At 39.1% G+C, this 18,119-nt stretch carries 14 protein-coding genes and 3 pseudogenes; 5 read left to right on the top strand and 12 right to left on the bottom strand.

Annotated elements, in window-relative coordinates; translation table 11 throughout:
• The first annotated feature begins 20 nt into the window (after positions 1 to 20).
• Together ACQKII_RS13570 and ACQKII_RS13565 are read left to right on the top strand one after the other, a co-directional pair.
• Positions 21 to 947: a CAP-associated domain-containing protein gene (locus ACQKII_RS13570; protein WP_427460013.1), complete on the top strand. Its 927-nt coding sequence runs from the start codon at positions 21 to 23 to the stop codon at positions 945 to 947.
• Positions 948 to 2,040: 1,093 nt separating this feature from the next.
• The gene (locus tag ACQKII_RS13565; RefSeq protein ID WP_427460011.1) at positions 2,041 to 3,225 is read left to right on the top strand and encodes a CaiB/BaiF CoA transferase family protein; all 1,185 of its coding nucleotides are present in this window, start codon (positions 2,041 to 2,043) and stop codon (positions 3,223 to 3,225) included.
• A gap of 62 nt (positions 3,226 to 3,287) precedes the next feature.
• Here the strand turns inward: ACQKII_RS13565 and ACQKII_RS13560 are convergent, their stop codons facing one another.
• The 4 genes and pseudogenes from ACQKII_RS13560 to ACQKII_RS13545 form a co-directional block, all read right to left on the bottom strand.
• Positions 3,288 to 4,757, bottom strand: a complete 1,470-nt coding sequence (locus tag ACQKII_RS13560; RefSeq protein ID WP_427460009.1) for a hypothetical protein — start codon at positions 4,755 to 4,757, stop codon at positions 3,288 to 3,290.
• 533 nt (positions 4,758 to 5,290) lie between these two features.
• Positions 5,291 to 5,845 (bottom strand): annotated as a pseudogene (locus ACQKII_RS13555) (HPP family protein).
• Positions 5,846 to 6,170: 325 nt separating this feature from the next.
• Positions 6,171 to 6,346, bottom strand: a pseudogene (locus ACQKII_RS13550) (transposase); the annotation flags it as partial.
• 583 nt (positions 6,347 to 6,929) lie between these two features.
• Positions 6,930 to 7,307 (bottom strand): hypothetical protein, encoded by a 378-nt coding sequence (locus ACQKII_RS13545; RefSeq protein WP_107925355.1) that lies wholly within the window; start codon positions 7,305 to 7,307, stop codon positions 6,930 to 6,932.
• A gap of 202 nt (positions 7,308 to 7,509) precedes the next feature.
• Here ACQKII_RS13545 and ACQKII_RS13540 point away from each other — a divergent pair, with 202 nt between their 5' ends.
• Entirely contained in the window at positions 7,510 to 7,665 is a 156-nt protein-coding gene (locus ACQKII_RS13540; RefSeq protein ID WP_427460061.1) for a hypothetical protein, read from the top strand.
• Here the strand turns inward: ACQKII_RS13540 and ACQKII_RS13535 are convergent.
• The 5 genes and pseudogenes from ACQKII_RS13535 to ACQKII_RS13515 form a co-directional block, all read right to left on the bottom strand.
• Positions 7,602 to 7,827: pseudogene (locus ACQKII_RS13535) on the bottom strand (group II intron reverse transcriptase/maturase); the annotation flags it as partial. The gene ACQKII_RS13540 and the pseudogene ACQKII_RS13535 sit on opposite strands and share 64 nt — an antisense overlap.
• Positions 7,828 to 8,523: 696 nt before the next feature.
• Complete coding sequence (locus tag ACQKII_RS13530) at positions 8,524 to 9,885, bottom strand: acetamidase/formamidase family protein (RefSeq protein WP_427460007.1); 1,362 nt, start codon at positions 9,883 to 9,885, stop codon at positions 8,524 to 8,526.
• Between the two features lie 102 nt (positions 9,886 to 9,987).
• A complete protein-coding gene (locus tag ACQKII_RS13525) occupies positions 9,988 to 10,602 on the bottom strand; it encodes a PH domain-containing protein (RefSeq protein ID WP_427460005.1) in 615 nt (204 codons plus the stop codon).
• A gap of 461 nt (positions 10,603 to 11,063) precedes the next feature.
• A complete protein-coding gene (locus ACQKII_RS13520; RefSeq protein WP_427460003.1) occupies positions 11,064 to 12,095 on the bottom strand; it encodes a DUF4179 domain-containing protein in 1,032 nt (343 codons plus the stop codon).
• Positions 12,092 to 12,655 carry a sigma-70 family RNA polymerase sigma factor gene (locus ACQKII_RS13515; protein WP_427460001.1) on the bottom strand — a complete coding sequence of 188 codons (564 nt, stop codon included), beginning with the start codon at positions 12,653 to 12,655 and terminating at the stop codon, positions 12,092 to 12,094. Before ACQKII_RS13515 ends, ACQKII_RS13520 begins: the two co-directional genes overlap by 4 nt.
• Positions 12,656 to 12,893: 238 nt before the next feature.
• Between ACQKII_RS13515 and ACQKII_RS13510 the strand changes: the two genes are divergently transcribed.
• Positions 12,894 to 13,616: a response regulator transcription factor gene (locus tag ACQKII_RS13510; protein WP_427459999.1), complete on the top strand. Its 723-nt coding sequence runs from the start codon at positions 12,894 to 12,896 to the stop codon at positions 13,614 to 13,616.
• On the top strand, positions 13,613 to 15,013 hold the full coding sequence (locus ACQKII_RS13505; RefSeq protein WP_427459997.1) for a sensor histidine kinase: 1,401 nt from the start codon (positions 13,613 to 13,615) through the stop codon (positions 15,011 to 15,013). Before ACQKII_RS13510 ends, ACQKII_RS13505 begins: the two co-directional genes overlap by 4 nt.
• 115 nt (positions 15,014 to 15,128) lie before the next feature.
• Here the strand turns inward: ACQKII_RS13505 and ACQKII_RS13500 are convergent, their stop codons facing one another.
• From ACQKII_RS13500 to ACQKII_RS13490, 3 genes are read right to left on the bottom strand one after another with little or no spacing between them, the layout of a single operon-like run.
• Positions 15,129 to 15,488, bottom strand: a complete 360-nt coding sequence (locus ACQKII_RS13500) for a YxeA family protein (RefSeq protein ID WP_143996523.1) — start codon at positions 15,486 to 15,488, stop codon at positions 15,129 to 15,131.
• Between the two features lies 1 nt (position 15,489).
• The gene (locus tag ACQKII_RS13495; RefSeq protein ID WP_427459995.1) at positions 15,490 to 17,361 is read right to left on the bottom strand and encodes an FtsX-like permease family protein; all 1,872 of its coding nucleotides are present in this window, start codon (positions 17,359 to 17,361) and stop codon (positions 15,490 to 15,492) included.
• Complete coding sequence (locus tag ACQKII_RS13490; RefSeq protein ID WP_427459993.1) at positions 17,348 to 18,115, bottom strand: ABC transporter ATP-binding protein; 768 nt, start codon at positions 18,113 to 18,115, stop codon at positions 17,348 to 17,350. Before ACQKII_RS13490 ends, ACQKII_RS13495 begins: the two co-directional genes overlap by 14 nt.
• Positions 18,116 to 18,119 lie beyond the last annotated feature (4 nt).

Below are 18,119 nucleotides of genomic sequence, written 5' to 3'. Positions count from 1 at the left end.
AAAGAGGGTTTGATTTATATATGTTGCATAGAACTGTTCCAATGATTTTCAGCTTTAGCATGGCTTTTTTGGCGAATGCTTCTCTTGTTCAAAAAAAGGCCTCGTCTTCTAAACTGACGGACAACAAAATTCAAGCTTCGCGATTCAAGTCTCTACCTCTTGCAAGCTACAAAAGTGAATATGATATGGTGTGGCATCGTTACTATGAGGATTACGCTCAATTTCATCTTATTGGTACACACCATGGCAAAGAGGTTGGTGGCTATGAAACACGTATTGGGTGTAACGTTTTTGGTATTCACATTGGCGCTAATCGTACCGATGTAGAAAAGAAATACGGCTTGCCACTCACAGCTATTCACCGTCACAGTAAGCGCTATTTGCTTAATTATAATAACCAAACAGGCAGCCCTACCCATGGGACTTATCTTATTAATCAACACTATGTCACGTTTTTCTATGATTTGCATAAAAATGATATTGTCCGCTCAGTTACGTGGGTATCCATTGCAACTGAAATGACCAAGCCCGGTTATTATAATAGTCCTTCAGAATTACTGCGTGCAGGGTATGAGGATTTGATGGCTGAACTCATTAACCAGGATCGGGTTGAAGAAGGATTACAGCCCCTGATCTATGAAAAAAGATATAAACGAATTGCTCGTCAACACAGCAGTAACATGATTACACATGATTTCTTTAGTCATGAGGATCACCTAGGCAATCATTCCAATGATCGCCTCGCGGCTGATGAGGTAAATTTCTACTGGTACGGCGAGAATATTGCCTATGGTCAGTTTAACAGTATATTTGCCCATGAAGCACTGATGAATTCAGCAGGACATCGAAGAAATATTTTGAGAAAAGAATTTACACATGTTTTTGTCGGTGTTTCTTTTAAGGATAACGGTGCACCCTATTACACGATTAACTTCTATTCCGAGTAAAGGTACTATTATTGATTTTTCACAAGTCTAAACCTATCGGCAATACTAAAAAATCTCTATGTACAGCACAGTACATAGAGATTTCAGATTGACATCAAAAGGTGTTCGGAATGTGATCATTCAGAATACCTTTTGTCATTTTATCAGAAATAGTAGTGACAAATAGCCCCTATTAACGACAGCAGCACGCTACGAGCAACTATTTTCAGACTTTGCCATTTGCGTGTCACACCTGGAAATGTTCATGATAGTCATATGCGGTCTTCAGGCATCATTTGGTCAACTGTCAGCACCTCTAATTGATATCGTTCATTATTTATATTTCTTCACCCTATCCATCACCTCAATCATTTGTAGACGTACACTAGTTGATTGGAGCGCAGGCGGCGACTTCGGCGGGAATAGTATGAGCTGAAGACCCCGCAGGAGCGTAGCGACGAGGAGACTGAAGCCATGCCAGCGAAAAGCGTCCGCCGTAGCGGAAATCAACGGGTTCATATAAATACTTAAGAAATTCCCAATTGGCGTAACTAAATGGTCTTCAGGCATCATTTGATCAAATGTCAGCACCTCTAATTGATATCGTTCATTATTTATATTTCTTCACCCTATCCATCACCTCAATCATTTATAGACGTACACTAGTTGATTGGAGCGCAGGCGGCGACTTCGGCGGGAATAGTATGAGCTGAAGGCCCCGCACGAGGAGACTGAAGCCATGCCAGCGAAAAGCGTCGCCGTAGCGGAAATCAACGGGTTCATATTTAATAGAAAAAAGACTGTAAACATACTCCATTCCGCGACTGAATTTTCAAATAACAGCTATTTATTGTCTGAATTTTGCTAAGAAATCTATATTCTAAATTTTTTTACTTTTATTGTTATGCTGACATATAATTTTCTGAAAAATTATTTTATAATGAAATTTAACATAGTCAAGACAATTGTATATCTGTTATAATACTGATAAATTTATAATATTCTGTATTAATACAGAATTTAGTAAAACACGCTTTTCACAATATGGGGATAATGAGAAAAGTGCTACAATGCTTCTTACTTTTGTAGCCTACACAAAAAGGGGTTGGGAGATTTGGGTATTTTAAAGGGGTTAAAAATTCTCGATTTTTCTGCATTAATACCGGGACCAATGGCGACAATGATATTTGCTGACTTAGGCGCTGAGGTTATTCACGTTGAATCTTCTAAGCGTGTAGATTTAACACGCATTATGCCTCCATACGATGAGGATCATGAGGCGTATATTCATCAACATTTAAACCGTTCTAAAAAGTCACTCACATTAAATTTAAAATCACCGGAGGCTGTGGAAATAGTAAAGACGCTTGTCCAAGAGTACGATGTGATTCTTGAAGGTTTTCGACCTGGGGTAATGCAACGTCTCGGTATCGGATATGAGGCGTTAAAAGAAGTGAATCCCAAGCTAATTTATTGCGCTATTACAGGCTATGGTCAAACAGGTCCATATAGCAATCGACCTGGACATGACAACAACTATCTTTCACTTGCAGGTGTACTCGATTACTCACGTCATAAAGACAAAAAGCCTGTCTCAATGGGTATTCAGCTGGCAGATATTGCAGGTGGCACGATGCACGCGGCAATTGGGGTACTTGCTGCTGCATTACATCGGGAAAAAACTGGGGAAGGGCAATATGTCGATATTAGCATGACTGATGCTGTATTTTCACTCAATGCTATGTACGGCTCGGCCTATATCGGTGGCGATCGTGTACCACAACCTGAGCAAGAAATTTTAAATGGCGGCAGCTATTACGATTTCTACAAAACAAAGGATGGACGCTTTTTCTCAGTCGGGAGCCTAGAACCACAATTTCGCAGGCTACTGTGTGAGGCACTTGATATTCCTGAACTGATTGATAACACCTTTAATGATTCGTACTACACACAAATACGTTTTAAAGAGGCTGTTCACGATGCATTTTTATCAAAAACCTATGAAGAATGGCTTGAGGTCTTTAACGAAAGTTTCGAAGGATGTGTGGAACCAGTGTTAACCTTCCCAGAAGCATGTAAGCATCCACAGCTACAAGCTCGTGACATGATTGTTGATATTCCAAAGAATGACGGCACAACACAAAAACAAATTGCTTCAGCTTTTAAGTTCGATGGTTACAAACCTGTGTATAAACATGTTGGTGCTAAACTGGGCGAGCATAATGAAGAACTTCTTTCCGCACTTGGCTATAGTGCTGAAAAAATTGCTGCTCTACAAGAAAACGGTGTTTTAGAATAAAAAGAGAGTGTCCAATGACGTCTTTATATGACGCTTTAGGCACTCTTTTTTGTATATAAAGATTATACATAAGCACTTATAAACAGTCGTAGCTTACCAAAATGATCATCAATGAGTAAATATTTTTTATATACTTCCATTAATTTTTCAAATAGCTCATACTGTTCAGTCACAAATAAAACCTTCAAAATATTTAACATGTGTAAAGAAGAGCTCTGTGCTACAAAATAATAAGGTGCATCTGGCTCACGGTAATTTTGACGCCACTCATCGACAGATAGACCAATATGTTGCAACGAATTGTTAACTTGTAGCGCAATATCTTGTTGAACTGACGCCTCAATCGCTATAAATTGCTCATTACTAAAGTTTTGTTGCACTAAAGCCGCATGTATTTTTTTGTTGGATGCCAGCACATTCTCTCTGATCAGCGTTAGCGCTTCTTGATAACGTTCCATCTTTACATAATTATCAAGTAATACTGCATATAAATTTTCTAGATAATTTAACGCATAATTTTTTATAATCGCTGGTGGTGTTGGCTTTCGATTTGGCAGTAAATCTTTATACTCTAACATAATCTCTATTGCATAATTATTCAGTCGTTCATCCTCTAATAAATACTCGCCGTAATGAATAACGGTTTCATGATCCTTTTCTTCATGCCCCATATGCAATAATAGGTACGCAATGAGTACTTTTTCTTTTTCTGTTAATGCATACATTGAATAACGCCAGTCTGCTTCAAAAGAAGTGATCAATGCCTTCACACATTGATAATCCCCTGCCGACAAACGGTAGTGAGTCACAATTTGATAAAGGCGCAGTTGCTTTTTTGCCAGACAACTAGCATTATGGTTATCCACATAAGTTATGCACTTATCCAGATTTTTTCTGTAATTACACACAAACTTATTCACATGTTCATAAGTTATTTGCGCTGAACGTTCAAAATGGCGCATCATTTCGTGGATAAATGTGAATTGTTCTAATGGCCTGTGGATAAGTAGTGAATAAACTTTTTTAGTAAAGAGCCAGTGCCAAAATAATGCTTCTTCTTTATAAATCATATGCACAAAATATTCATCTTTAAATTTATATAAAAATATTGTTTGTAAGTCATCCACAGGCAATGTTACCTGCCAACGTTTCCCGAAAACAAGCCAGATTAACCGCTCTAAGTCCATTGTATGCTGTGCGAAAAGTTGCTCAAAAAAAGTTTCTTTCCCTTTTTGCGTATAAAAAAAGGCATTGAGTCGGTCATGTACAAATTTCTCATCAAGGCCTTGCTTTTCAAAAAAAAGTTGTAGTTCTGTGGATACTCGTCCCCAATATTTCCGAGCTGTAGAAAATGCAATATTCATCGCAGCTTCCTCATTGACCAAAAATAAGTTTGGTGACAGTGTAGTTCCTAATATTTTTGGATCCGTCTGTGTGCTGCTTTCCGCCCATTTTGAAAGCAATTTTTCCGCACCTTTTTCGCCACTTTGACTATATGTCATGCATAATTGCTCATCACAATCCAACAGCATACAACCGGAGCCCCCCATCAAATTCTCCCAACAAAGATCTTCCCCCGTCATGTAAAAATACGTTCCTATAAAACACTCTTTCTCCAATATAACAAATCCTATCCAACATATGCTAAAAAATTACGGATATGCACAACAAAAGTGCAAATGCGTTTGTTCCAGTTCGACATAACTCCTTACTAACAACATAAAAAGCCATCTATGAGGATGCATATGCATCCTCATAGATGGCTCGTAAAATTTATGTTCCAATAGGACAAAATAAGGCAAATGAGCGCCATGGACAGTCGCTCATAAGTTGGTAGCCCAATCGCATTGTCACAAATAGCTCATTGCCTATGTTATATGCACAACTTCAAAAAAGTTATACACAATACCTAATTGTAAATCGAGAAACTCCACATTCTCATAGCAGTAGACGTACAACCAAAAAAATAGTTACAAAAAAAGTGTCTCAGCGGAGACACTTTTTTTCACCGAATGCAAATCTAATGACTTTCTCCAACGAAATCTGGACTTTTATGCTAGAAATTTTACCAAAACATTGGATATTTTCGAGTTTCACGTAAATTATTTATCAACAAACCAAAAACTACGATAATGAGGGCACCGATGAGTACAGGCATGACTAAATAGCTCCAGCCATAGCCTCCTAAAATAATAATAATCGGATTGGCTCCAGCTGGGGGATGTATCACCCCTGAAAGTGCCATACAAAAGATTGTTAAAGCTACACCAAGGCTAATGGATACAATACCCTATCCTAACAGAGAATACACAGACAACCCAATTACAGCCGATATAAAATGCCCGCCAATAATGTTTCGTGGTTGCGATAATGGTGCATTCCATACAACAAATACAAGAACGCAGCTGCCGCCAAGAGATGCCATTAACCACGGTGCTCCTGTATAGTTTGTTAAACAAAGCAAGACAAAAATACATATTAGTCCACCAAACGCGCCTGTTGCAGCATCAGCAAAATTTGTTCTTGAAGGAGCATGTCCCCCTCCATTCATCTTGGCTATGTATGTTTTTATACGATGATTTTTTTCTTCCTTTTCCTGCACACGAACGAAATCTGCCATCACTCGCCATCCTTTATATACAATAATTCTGTCGAACATAGTCTTTTTTCTATCTTTTCTGAGCATTTCCTATTATATCAGCTAGTGACTAGAATTCAATTTCTATTTGTCATATTTTAGACAAAACTAAACTTTATGAGCAACTCTATCAATTGCTCGAGAGATATCTTACAGTGCTCATGTCTTCAATCTGGAGCCTATCATTATGGGTTGACTCCAGATTGAAGACAAAAGGTTTCGGAATGCTGGGGATTCCTGAAACCTTTTAATTTTTCATTCAAAATAAGGATTGGTCAAGTAAAGTCAATGTCTCTTACAAGCACTATTACGCTGTTTGTGTTTCTCGCCATGTCAAAGTAGCGAGTTTTTTCAAATTCATGGCAATAAAAGTAAGCATCGCCTGCATGGACAATTTTTTGAGACCTCGAAAGGTTTTCCAACGCATACCATGATTTTCCTTTGCATCTGTGCAATGACACGTTCAAATGTTTCTTTGCGCTTAAGATTTGACACTTTAAATATATACCTGAAACTAGATATAATTCTGCCCATTTATATTTTACAAGATGAATGGGCAAGCATGTGGTAGCGATCTACGAAAATTGTTGTCAATTTTCTATGTATTTAAGGGAATTCCAAGAAGCAGTCTGGAGATTTAATTCATATTTATGGGAATCGGACGAGGTATTCAATGGCGAATTGATATGATCGCGTATTGGCATGTTGGTTAAGAAATTATGTGGTAACAAAACTATAATAGTAAAAATATATATATTATTACAAAAATACCAAATAATAATCACTATCAACCCTAAAATATTAATAACAATTATTTTTTTAAAACTGAATCGCTTGAAAATGAATCCTAAATTAAAAAAAATAGCATCTTTAATGATGTTAAAGATAAAAAATAATCCAGCATATATAAATATAACATAGCCTTCTGATTGTCCTATAAGAAATAATGTAAGAAACAAAGAAAATCCCAAAATGATAAAATAATAAATACTCATCTTATTTTGACTCATTTTTTCTACCTCTTTCATGATATTAGCGAATGTTATTACTATCTTAGTACAAAACACTAAGCCCAAGTACGGTAGTATTTTGTTTGACTTCCAGCTTTTTTAGTATAATCGGGGTCCCAATACATTTGGACAAAATACTCTTGGGCAAGGCTACCTAAAGTTTGATGATCCCATCTCTTTTTCTCATAAAAAATAGCCTGTGCATTAATATTAGTTTCTATCGCATATAAAATTAAACCAGCTGAGAATATTGTTCCAAGGACTGGATTTACTATTGATATAATAATAGCTAAGGCACCTGAAGTCATGTTTTGAATATTTTGTTTCAACTGTAAATTGCCTTGTTCCGTCCCTTTGTACTGAGTATATTCATGAGCAGGATAACCGGTATCTGAAACATAATAGGACAATGGTTGAATTATATTCTCATCCATTCCTATGAATTCTCTTTCTAAAGTAGCTATAACCTCTCCAGTTTCATCGTATATTACCTCTTTAATTATTTCAAAACTCTCCTTATCACCATCTGGACTGTATACTTCTGCTTTAATAGATCCATCGCTTTGTTCATACTTATATACCTCATAAACCCCATCATCGAATGTTATTATTAATTAATTTGTAGGGAGGGAAACTATGTTTAAAAAGCCAATATTTATCTCTCTATCATTGTTTTTAGTATTAACCCCAATGTCTCAAGCCTTAGCTAATACTTCAACAATTGAGGAAAGTAATCCCACACCGCCATCTGGTTTCGGGATTTCGACCCGACGTACTGGTTGCGGTTCATAGGTTCCCGCTAGAATTTGCGCTTTAATGGATTCCAGTTTTAAGGATGTGCTGACGTAAGGTTTGTACGGGCATCAAGTCTACTCCATGGCTTCCTTTATTCGCTTCCACTCGCTTTAATGCTTGTATCATATTCAGACGTGCTAGAATTTGATTCAACATCACCATTTCGTTCCTTTCCGTGAATAGCTTGTCTTCTTATGCCCACCTGACTGCACCCTCCGCAGATACCCTCATGGACTTCACCATTACTTTCTAAGCGTGAGGTTTCTCTGTTTTCTGTGTTCATTCATTCAAAATGGAATGCCAAGGGCTATTCTCTCTTAGTTGTTCAATCCTTCCGATTAGTTCTAGACCCAATCGTACTATGACCTCTGCTGACTTCTGATGGTTCAGCTACTTGTCACCAAGTAATTTATGAAGGGTACTTCACGTTTCCATCAGACCTCCCCGGGTAAGCGCATGCACTTTCACACCATCTATCCGCCTCATTTACTCGATATGACCCTCGACAGAAAGGACTTTGTTTTGCATTGCAAACTCATCCAATCATATCTAGCCTTCTATGAGATTCGTGTTCCTCGGACCAGTGTTTTGCCTCCAGCTTCCTTCAGATTCCGCGTCGCCACGGACACCCTTGCTCTTGGCTAACCTCTACTTCTGTCTTCGGGGTTCGGGACTTACACCCTATAGTTCATACGCATGCCGGGCGCACTTAAAAGATCTAAGTCCTGTACAATACCGGACTCAGATCTTAGAAGCTGCTTAAATTATTTGTCTAACTTATTTGGGTCAGATCAACTCGATTTTTTGTTGAGTTTATCTACAGTCTGAGCCTACCACTAAGGGTAGGCTCATGCATTAATCATATTGCTTTTTCACAGGTTTAAAAATTCGCGCTTTCTTCAGCACCGTTTTCGGCACTTGGAAGGTTGCTGTTACAACGCCAGGATGACGACCGATTTCAATAGATCCTGTTATCGTTGCACGATTCATGACTTCCGGCTCGCTCATCTCAAATAACCGTGCAGCCCGACGAATGGCATTATCTGTTGCCTCATTTAATGTTGTACCCGACCCGACAACTGATACTGGGAAGGCTTCCTCCACCTGCTTGACACCGAATTCCTCAGCTAATTCACGTGCACGTCGCTTTTCTTCTTTCGTAAAAGGCTTCGCTGTGTATGGCAAATCTTCTTCATTTGGTAAGATAATTGGACCTTCTAATGCCACTTTTTTCAAGACATTCACCTGAAGCTGAACAATACCTGCTACATCTGTTGTATGCCCAGCAATTTCCCCATCACCCTGCATCGCATGCATATCACCTATATATACACCGCCACCGGGTACCTTAACAGGACAAATAATCGTGGCTCCCTCGCGTACTCGGTTTATATCCATATGACCATCTGTTCGATGTGTATCGAGCTCAGCTTGTGTAAAGGCATATTCATGCGGTGCGCCAATCAAAAATGACCCAAAGTCACCAGCATTATGTGAATCTGGCATGGCCTTCGAAGGTGTTGTCCCTAGCTGTCCTAAAAACGGACGCATTCTAGCCATAATACCTATTAAATCGCTTGGCGCCAAAGCTACCACTGGATTTTGCACAGAATTTTCAGGAGTTCGCATATAATTTTTAGCATCGAGTGCAATACGACGAGCACCTTCACGGCCAACCGTTACACCGATGTTGCCCTTTTGATCTAGTGCCATTGTATAGCCATTTGTCATTTTAAATGGTGAAGTTTCTGTATCGCAGGTTGAACAGCGAATTGCCTGCGAACCTATGCCTCTTACTACAGTACTTGGGTGAAGCTTACCACAGCCTGGGCATTTTACTGACACGAATGGATCCCCAATAAATCGATCGATGATTGCCTCATCATGACCCGATGCCGTTGCAAGTGATGTCACCTGAATCGACTTAATTGTAATGACAATGGCGTCGCCCACCTCAGCACCTTCTACAAAAACTGGCTTTGTTACTTCGTGCCCACCACGAATCGTAGGTGTCAGCATTGGCCCCCAACATCCTGGTGTTGTGTTAGCAATGATCGTACCCCCATCTTTTACAGGGCCAAGCATTTTCTGTTGCGGGTCTAAAATACCATTAATGAACTCATTTACGAATAATGTTTCCACAGATTGCGCTTGCTGTACAATACCCTCGTCTTCCGGTTGTTTAACTTTCTCATGTAATAGCAATTTGGTTACCATGTTTTCCCACTCCAATTCCTAAAATTTTTATATGTAGTAATTTACTCCCTATAGAAGGGTAAAAGAGAGCTCTCCACTTAAACGAGCAGAGAGCTATGACAATTATTTATTCATGTACAAATCAAAAATATGTGAGAAATCTTCCTTTACATACTTCTCCTTATGGTCTATCATCCACTTATTTGCGAAGTTTGTAATTTCCTTGAATGACGAAGCTGGTGATATATTATCATTACCAATGCGTCCCATTGATGCAGATGCAATAGTAAGGCTCTGCTCCGCAACACTAAACTTGTAGGCATCCTGCTTTTGTTCGTAACTAATGGCATGTAACGCCTTATATAAGTCCTTAATCTCGTCAATATAACGCTTATGAATGTCGATAGATAGCTTATTATTGCCGATTGTAAACTTAATTTCGACATCGAGATCAATAGTTCCTGCTGTTTCGAGTAAAACCTCACTAATTTTAAACATTGAATAGTCGTATCGACGTAGTAATCGTTTTTTACTCATCGCATTTTCACCATCTACATGAATGAGGGCTCGATTTGTAAAACAATATTCATCTGCTTTTGTTTTAATTAGAAAATAGATTTTCTCGTCAATTTCATGCAGGATAAAATCATCTGCATCCGTTTTGTCAAAATCTTCATGAGATACGACTACTCCAATATCTGAAAGCCCTAGTGCATCTGCTGCAATTTTTTTGAACATCGTCATTCCTCCTGGATTGTTATTACTATTACTACGCTTAGGCACTCTTGAAAGTTTCATATAAATCAATTTCGCCTTGGCGTCATTGCGTCCGGATTTTGAATTGTACCTAGGCCTGCACGATGCAGGTCAGTTAGCAGTTTTCGCAGGATGCGAAGGTTTTAGGCTAACATCCTTATATTCATTCCTTTCAAAATCCGTGACATCCACCGGAGGCTTCGGGCCAACATGATGTTGGTCACTCAGGCGTTTTCACAGGATGTGAAGTTCTTAGCCTGAGTTCCTCTATTTCAGCAGGTGTTAGGACACCCACTGAAAAGAAACCACATCGGCATTCATCTCACCACCTTCAGAGGTGGGAGTCTTCTGTATCTGTCGCTACGCTTTCGGTACAAAAAATATCTGCTGAATGAAGATAAAAAGATCTTTGTGTACGGTTATACACAAAGACCTTAGATAGATTATTGTAAAGGTATTGTCACAGAATCCATTTTTTTTATGTCCGTACCTTTTCCTGAGCCTAAAGAGAAGTAAATTTTAGGCACCAATGTAATGGATGTGGCTGCTGGGTCAATGGCTAGCACTGTAGCACTTGATTTGTATGAGATGCCACTGTCTTTACTTTGAGCACCATTCCCATTCACAACATACGAATTCCCTAGGTTATCCTGAAGTTCATCGAATTGTACAGTAATTTCTTGCCACTTATTCAGCACTTCTGGATCCCCTTCATATTCATAATGAATCACTGTTGACATATCATTTTTTCCAATGGCTGTGAATCGAGTTGTGACATCATAGTTATTAACTGTTTCGTTTACTAGCTGTAACTCAGCTGCCAACTTCGACACTGTAAAATGAAAGTCCCAATCCCCTTTAAATCCTGTATTAGTATTTATGTTGGTAAATGCTTGGGGTTTCCACGTTATATCTATTTCATCTGGTGCTTCCTTATCGAAATAGGGTGTTAAATTGGCAAGCCCAACATATTTAGTCTCACTTATCTTTTCAAGGCGTGCACCTCCTCCCATCGCTACCGAGTCCTTAATATTAATAAAATCACCTTCGATAAATGGATTTGGCCCTAAATCAATCTCTGTTTCAAGCGCATAGGATATCGTAACTGACGTCCCATCATATACAGCACTTTCAATCATCATCGATATACCGTTACTGGTTTGCACTTGTCCAATATCCGTCGCATGACTCTGGAAATTTTCAAACATTGTATTCTTATTATCAAAATAGCTAGCGATATTGTTCATAAATGGAATTTGCGTGGCAAGTGTTGGAAAAGCAAAATTAATAGTAGTGAACGCGCTCACGCCTATTATTGCTGCCGCAGTGAAATGACGAACCCATTTCGCAGGACGCTTTTTCTTAGTCTTGCTTAAAATAGTTTGTTTTAGCTGCACCTTCTGCGTTGAAGATAATTCCATCGGTTCAATTGCGTCCACATCTATATCTAACCAATCTTTATGGCTTTTCGTCATGTTAATGCCTCCTTTAGCTGAATTGTCGTCGCTAATTTTTTCTTCCCTCGGTAAAGACGGTTTTCAACAGCTGCCTTCGTCAAATGCAAGGCCTCTGCAATTTCCCTAGTAGATAATTGTAGATAGTATTTCATCATAAAAATATCTCGATCAATACTTTCTAATTGACTAATTGCCAACAGCAATTCGTTTCTTTGCTCTTTTTTCACAAGCTCTTCCTGTACGTCTCCTAAATCGGATTTCTGAGCAAGCTCCTCGTCACTATGTTCACGCGCTTGCTGTTTTTCAAGCTTACGAAATAGGTCAATAGCTTTGTATTTGGTCAGCATCCCCATCCATTTTTTAAAATCTTCAGGCTCCCCTTTAAACTGCTTTGCATTTTGCCAAACTGCTAAAAACACATCATTTACACAGTCCTCGACAGCATCTTTACTAATGCCAGACAACACCTTAAAGGCGATAGCGTGCACAAAACCTGAATAATGTTCAATTACGTATTCAAGCCCATCTTCCTTGTGTTTCTGTAATCGATTTATAAAATTTTTAGCATTACATCCCATCTTCTCGCCTCCTTTGTTTCGTTCAAATTCTTTTTCAATAACTATATCGAAGCACGCAGGCTAAAACTCTCATTTATTTTAGTACGACATTTCGTCTTCTTAGCGGGTTTCATTTATAATTAATTTCATAATGAAGAATTGCACTCCATGCTACTTCCCAAAATACAAGCTATGCGCTATTCTTTAAGTTCTATCGGTTATGAACATCAATTATAAAATTGAAAGGGCGTGTGAAATCATGCAGGAACCAATTATTTTAGTGGTGGACGACGAAGCTGACTTAGCAAATTTACTAAAGGCTAGTCTTCAAAAAGAAGGCTTCAAACATATCCATACAGCTGGCTCAATTACCGAAGCCTGGACGAGCTTTCATCAGAATTCCCCAAATATCGTGCTACTTGATGTGATGCTACCAGACGGTGAAGGATACGATTTATGTCGACGTATTCGAGAAGTATCACATGTACCTGTGCTTTTCATGTCGGCTAAAACAGAGGAAATAGATAAAATCTTAGGTCTTGCTATTGGTGGTGATGATTATATTACAAAGCCCTTTAGCCCAAAAGAGGTAGCCTACCGTGTGAAGGCACAGCTACGCCGAGCAGGCTATCAAACACAGGAAGCACCGCCGACCAATACATCGGAAGCCTTACAGGTTGGACCTTTTCTGCTAAATGGTGATGAAACCGAGGTACATAAGGACGGCACATTATTGGAACTAACTGCTAAAGAGATTGGTTTAATGGCCTGCTTTATGCACAATCCAAATCGCATTTTAAGTAAAGAAACGCTTTTTGAACGTGTATGGGGTGAGGATTTCTTTGGCTCTGACAACACGGTCATGGTGCACATTCGACGTCTCCGCGAGAAGATTGAAATCGATGCATCGAAGCCTGTTTTCATTACGACTGTCAAAGGACTCGGTTATAAATTCATGGTTCCGAAAGAGGCACAGACATGAAGTGGCGGCTTACGGCACGCTTTTTATTTTCTGTGATATCTATTGTCATCATCGTTATTTTCGTGAATACCGCAATTCTTATTGGACTCCTTATTTATCAGCAGGTAAGCCATTTTAATAGTACTACCGCTAGTACAGAAGAGGCCTTTGTCCGAGCATTTGAGCAGTACATTGATGAGAGTGGTACTATCAGCGATGAAGGGCTACAGCAATTACATCAACGGAATGCATGGATTCAATTGCTTGATCCAAATGGGCAGGTCATTAATTCACATTTCGCCCCTGAGAATGCCCTTTCTCATTATGCGCCTGTCGATTTAATTCAAGTTTACAAATATAAGGAATTCGATGTTGATACAACCGTTTATGTAGGAAGTAAAAGTGAAAATGATATCAACTATTTAATTGGAATTAAAGGTAGTGGCGTTTCAAGGTATGTCGCCCACCTGTCTGGCGAGTCGACTTTAAAACTTATCGGGAAATACGGTCTACTAATTGTCTTCGCTGATTTACTTGTGGCGACTCTTGTAGGTTGGCTATTCGGCCGCGCTTTGACCAAGCCTCTTTACGCAATGATTGAACGCATTCAACATTTAAAAAATCACAAGCATTTACCCATAAAAATGCCGAAGGGTATCTATCAGCCTGTATTTGAAAATTTAAATGAGGTGTCGAGCGAGCTAGCTGCATATGAGCAGGAGCGTAAACGATTGGAAATAATGCGGGAGGAGTGGATTAGTAATGTCTCACACGATATGAAAACGCCACTCGCTTCTATTAGGGGTTATGCAGAGCTACTAAATGATGGGGGCCTAACGCCAAACGAACAGACCGAATATACACGTATTATCGAAAAACAGTCATTGCATATGCAAGATTTACTTGACGATTTAAACTTAACGATGCGACTAAGGCATCAGCAATTACCACTGTCATTTACCGAGGTCAACATAGTTCATTTTATACGCGAAATCGTTATCGATACACTCAATATGCCTCAATATGAGCAAGCTAATATTGATTTTGATGCCAACACTAACCTAATCCAGCATAGTATTGACATTCACTTTATGCGCCGTGCTGTCATGAATTTTTTACACAATGCATTGCTCCACAATCCCCAGGATGTAAATGTACATGTCCTTGTCGAAGAGCATTCAATTACAATTTCTGACGATGGCCATGGTATTTCCGCTGAAGATCTACCCCATATTTTTGAGCGCTACTACCGTGGTACAAATACCGAACTAACACACGGCACGGGACTTGGTACTGCCATTGCTCGAGATATTATAGAAGCCCATGGAGGGTCCGTGACCATTACTTCCGAAGAGCAACAAGGGACAACGGTTAGCATTCAATTAAAAGAAACTTTCCAAGAGGCCAAAACGCAGTAAAAAATATTTGTCGATGCTTTGCCTATGCACAGAGCTTAGATATTGCTGACACGCTTAATATTCACACAAAAGGAGGTGCCTCAGCATATTTGCTGAGACACCTCTTTGCTCGTTTTTATTTCAAATGTTTTTGTACCTTTGCAGGCATATCCTCAAACTGTACTTCATCATATGATGTAACTACGTTTTCTTTTTTCACATAAAGCTTTAAATAGGCATCATGACGTAAATTTTTTTGTGCAGAAAACTTCAGTGTCGTTTCGTCGCCCTTGTCATTAAAGGCTGGAAGCTCGTACCAATACGACTCTAAAATCTGTCCGTCACCCGCCTTATATTCCTCTACTTCACCATCAGAAGTAATATGCACATAATATGTGTCTTTATTTAAACGGTTAAAGTCTACTGTCATGAGCACGATTAGACCTGCCACGAACAATATAAACAATGCTCCAATACCAAAGAAAACCTTCTTCATTTTATTCGGCCTCCTGTCTCACAATTTTATAAAATGATCGTACTGTAAAGATATAATATAAACCATAAATTGCTGAATATGCGATCATCCATAGCATAACTGGTTTTGCCATATCCATATTAAATAACTTCGAAAAGGCGATCAGCGCAAACGAACTATGCACAATGCCCACAACGAGTGGTGCGCCAAATATCACAGCGACCTGACCTGCTACCGTCTTCAAAATTTGCTTGCTGTTAACACCAATTTTATTTAAAATTGCATATTTCGCCTGATCTTCTTCCGCTTCCGTTAATATTTTAAAGTAAATGATGCTTCCAGTAGCCGCTAGAAATACCAGCCCTAAAAAGCTTCCTACAAATAGTAGGGATCCGACTGTAGCTATACTATCTTTGTAGCTTTGGGGTACGCTTGAGAACCCCTCTTGTTGCTCTTTTGAAAGCTGTTCGTAGATTTCCTGCGACACGCTCTGTTGCTTCAAGTCATTTTCCATACCCACTACCTGCATCAAGACCTCGTCTGCATTTGCTGCCGCAAACTCCTTGTCATTGACGACAAGAACCGTACCAGCTGCAATAAAGTTTAACACACTATCTGTATACATATCATCGACATGGAATGCGTCACCGTTTTTCAACTTAAAATTTTCACCTGTAAAATCATGTGAAAAGCGTTCATCATAACTAGCATCTAGTAAGATTGTTGAACCATCTGCAATGTGAAACTTACTGTCTTTCCCCTGCAAATTTGCCAAACGATTGTAATCAGATTCCTTCAATAATGTATATTCAAAATACGCTAATTCATTATCAACACGTAAACTTTTCGCAGTAAGCGATTCATTATACAACACATTCTTTTGAGAAAATTCTACAGGCTCGCCCTTCCACATAAATGTATTAGGCAGCATTTGGCGTACTGACGCCTCTGTATTGTAATACATCCCAAAAACGCCACCACCTGCTGTAATGGTTGTTGCACTTAAAATTGCAATGATAGACAGCGATTTCGCATTTGCTCGAATGCGATACAATAATTGCGATACACCAATTAAATTCAAGCCCTTCCAAGACCAGGATGTCGCCTTTTTCAACGCTGTAAGTACAAATACACTGACACTATGGAACAGTAAGTATGTCCCAGCAATTGTCACACCAATGACCAAAAGCGGTGTCCCAAGTATTGTGAATAAATGCCAAATTGGACTCGTGAAAATATCAGAAGCCGCTGTATAATAGCCAAATGCAATGAGCGCTGTCCCAAGTATAGCCGCTACTAATGATGCACGAGGAATTTTCTCTCCCTGCTTTTCTGCATGGAATAAATCAATGAGCTTAAACTGATAAATTACTCGGTAACCCTGTAATGATGTGAATAAGAACAACACTGCAAAAATCCCTGCCGTATTTAATATGGCTTCTGACGAAAACGTTAAATTCGCTACCACCTCGTAGCCCATGAGGCGTACTAAGATTGTGAGTAGCACTTTCGACATAAAGAATCCGATGACAATGCCTAGTACGAGTGACACCAATCCGATAACTAAGTTCTCAAAAAAGAGCATTAAGCCAATTTTTTGTTTACGGACACCTAGTAGCGAATACAGTGCCACCTCTTTTTTTCGCTTCTTCATAAAAAACGAATTCGAATAAGCAATAAAAATGACAATAAAGAATAATAGTACAACCGATGATGCACTCATCAGCCCTTTAATTTGCTGCGACATTCCTGTTACGGAAGAAATATCTTCATTATATTTTAATGTCACAAATGTGAAGTAAATCATGATACTAAATACCATCGAGGCAATATATAAAAAGTAATTTGACAAATTGCGCTGTACATTTTTGCGAGCTAAGCTAAATAACGTCATTTACTCCACCTCCGATGCTAGAAAGCACCTGTAAAATCTCTTGGAAAAACTGCTTTCTTGTTTGTGTACCACGATGAATTTCCTTAGAAAGCTGCCCATCCTGGATGAATAAAATACGTTGGCAGAAACTTGCCGCAAACGCATCATGTGTAACCATCATAATTGTGGAAGCCTGCGATTGATTTAAATCACTTAAACTTTCTAATAAATCTGTCGCCGATTTTGAATCCAACGCTCCTGTTGGCTCGTCAGCAAAGATCAGCTTCGGCTCCGTTACTAGTGCACGAGATGATGCTGTACGTTGTTTTTGACCACCGGAAATTTGGTACGGATATTTATCGAGTAAATCGCGAATGCCAAACAACGCTGCTATACGGTCTACTCTGTCGTTTATTTCCTTGGTTGGTACCTTCGCAATGGCTAGTGGTAAAACTATATTTTCACGAACCGTCAAAGAATCGAGCAAATTATAATCTTGGAAGATAAATCCCAAATTGTCTCGACGAAAATCTGCGAGCTCGGTATCTTTCATGCGTGCTAAACTTACATTACCAATGACAATCTCACCTGTCGTTGGCGTATCAATCGTCGCTAACACATTGAGCAAAGTGGATTTTCCGGCACCCGAAGGCCCCATTACCCCAACAAACTCACCTTTTTCTACTTGAAATGTTATATTCGATAGCGCCGTAAAAGTATTCGCGCCCTTGCCATATCTTTTCCCTACATTTTCTACTTTTAATAATGGCGTCATATAC

It is taken from the genome of Lysinibacillus sp. NPDC048646 (genome assembly GCF_050272295.1).
Lineage (GTDB): Bacteria > Bacillota > Bacilli > Bacillales_A > Planococcaceae > Lysinibacillus.
Note: the sequence above shows the minus strand (reverse complement) of the source record. Positions and strands in the feature narration are given on the sequence as shown.

What these genes read in the sequence shown, in the direction of transcription:
- ACQKII_RS13570 (WP_427460013.1), top strand. Translation starts at nt 21, where the DNA reads ATGTTGCATAGAACTGTTCCAATGATTTTCAGCTTTAGCATGGCTTTT.
- ACQKII_RS13560 (WP_427460009.1), bottom strand. Translation starts at nt 4,757, where the DNA reads ATGCTGTTGGATTGTGATGAGCAATTATGCATGACATATAGTCAAAGT.
- ACQKII_RS13545 (WP_107925355.1), bottom strand. Translation starts at nt 7,307, where the DNA reads ATGGATGAGAATATAATTCAACCATTGTCCTATTATGTTTCAGATACC.
- ACQKII_RS13540 (WP_427460061.1), top strand. Translation starts at nt 7,510, where the DNA reads ATGTTTAAAAAGCCAATATTTATCTCTCTATCATTGTTTTTAGTATTA.
- ACQKII_RS13530 (WP_427460007.1), bottom strand. Translation starts at nt 9,885, where the DNA reads ATGGTAACCAAATTGCTATTACATGAGAAAGTTAAACAACCGGAAGAC.
- ACQKII_RS13525 (WP_427460005.1), bottom strand. Translation starts at nt 10,602, where the DNA reads ATGTTCAAAAAAATTGCAGCAGATGCACTAGGGCTTTCAGATATTGGA.
- ACQKII_RS13520 (WP_427460003.1), bottom strand. Translation starts at nt 12,095, where the DNA reads ATGACGAAAAGCCATAAAGATTGGTTAGATATAGATGTGGACGCAATT.
- ACQKII_RS13515 (WP_427460001.1), bottom strand. Translation starts at nt 12,655, where the DNA reads ATGGGATGTAATGCTAAAAATTTTATAAATCGATTACAGAAACACAAG.
- ACQKII_RS13510 (WP_427459999.1), top strand. Translation starts at nt 12,894, where the DNA reads ATGCAGGAACCAATTATTTTAGTGGTGGACGACGAAGCTGACTTAGCA.
- ACQKII_RS13505 (WP_427459997.1), top strand. Translation starts at nt 13,613, where the DNA reads ATGAAGTGGCGGCTTACGGCACGCTTTTTATTTTCTGTGATATCTATT.
- ACQKII_RS13500 (WP_143996523.1), bottom strand. Translation starts at nt 15,488, where the DNA reads ATGAAGAAGGTTTTCTTTGGTATTGGAGCATTGTTTATATTGTTCGTG.
- ACQKII_RS13495 (WP_427459995.1), bottom strand. Translation starts at nt 17,361, where the DNA reads ATGACGTTATTTAGCTTAGCTCGCAAAAATGTACAGCGCAATTTGTCA.
- ACQKII_RS13490 (WP_427459993.1), bottom strand. Translation starts at nt 18,115, where the DNA reads ATGACGCCATTATTAAAAGTAGAAAATGTAGGGAAAAGATATGGCAAG.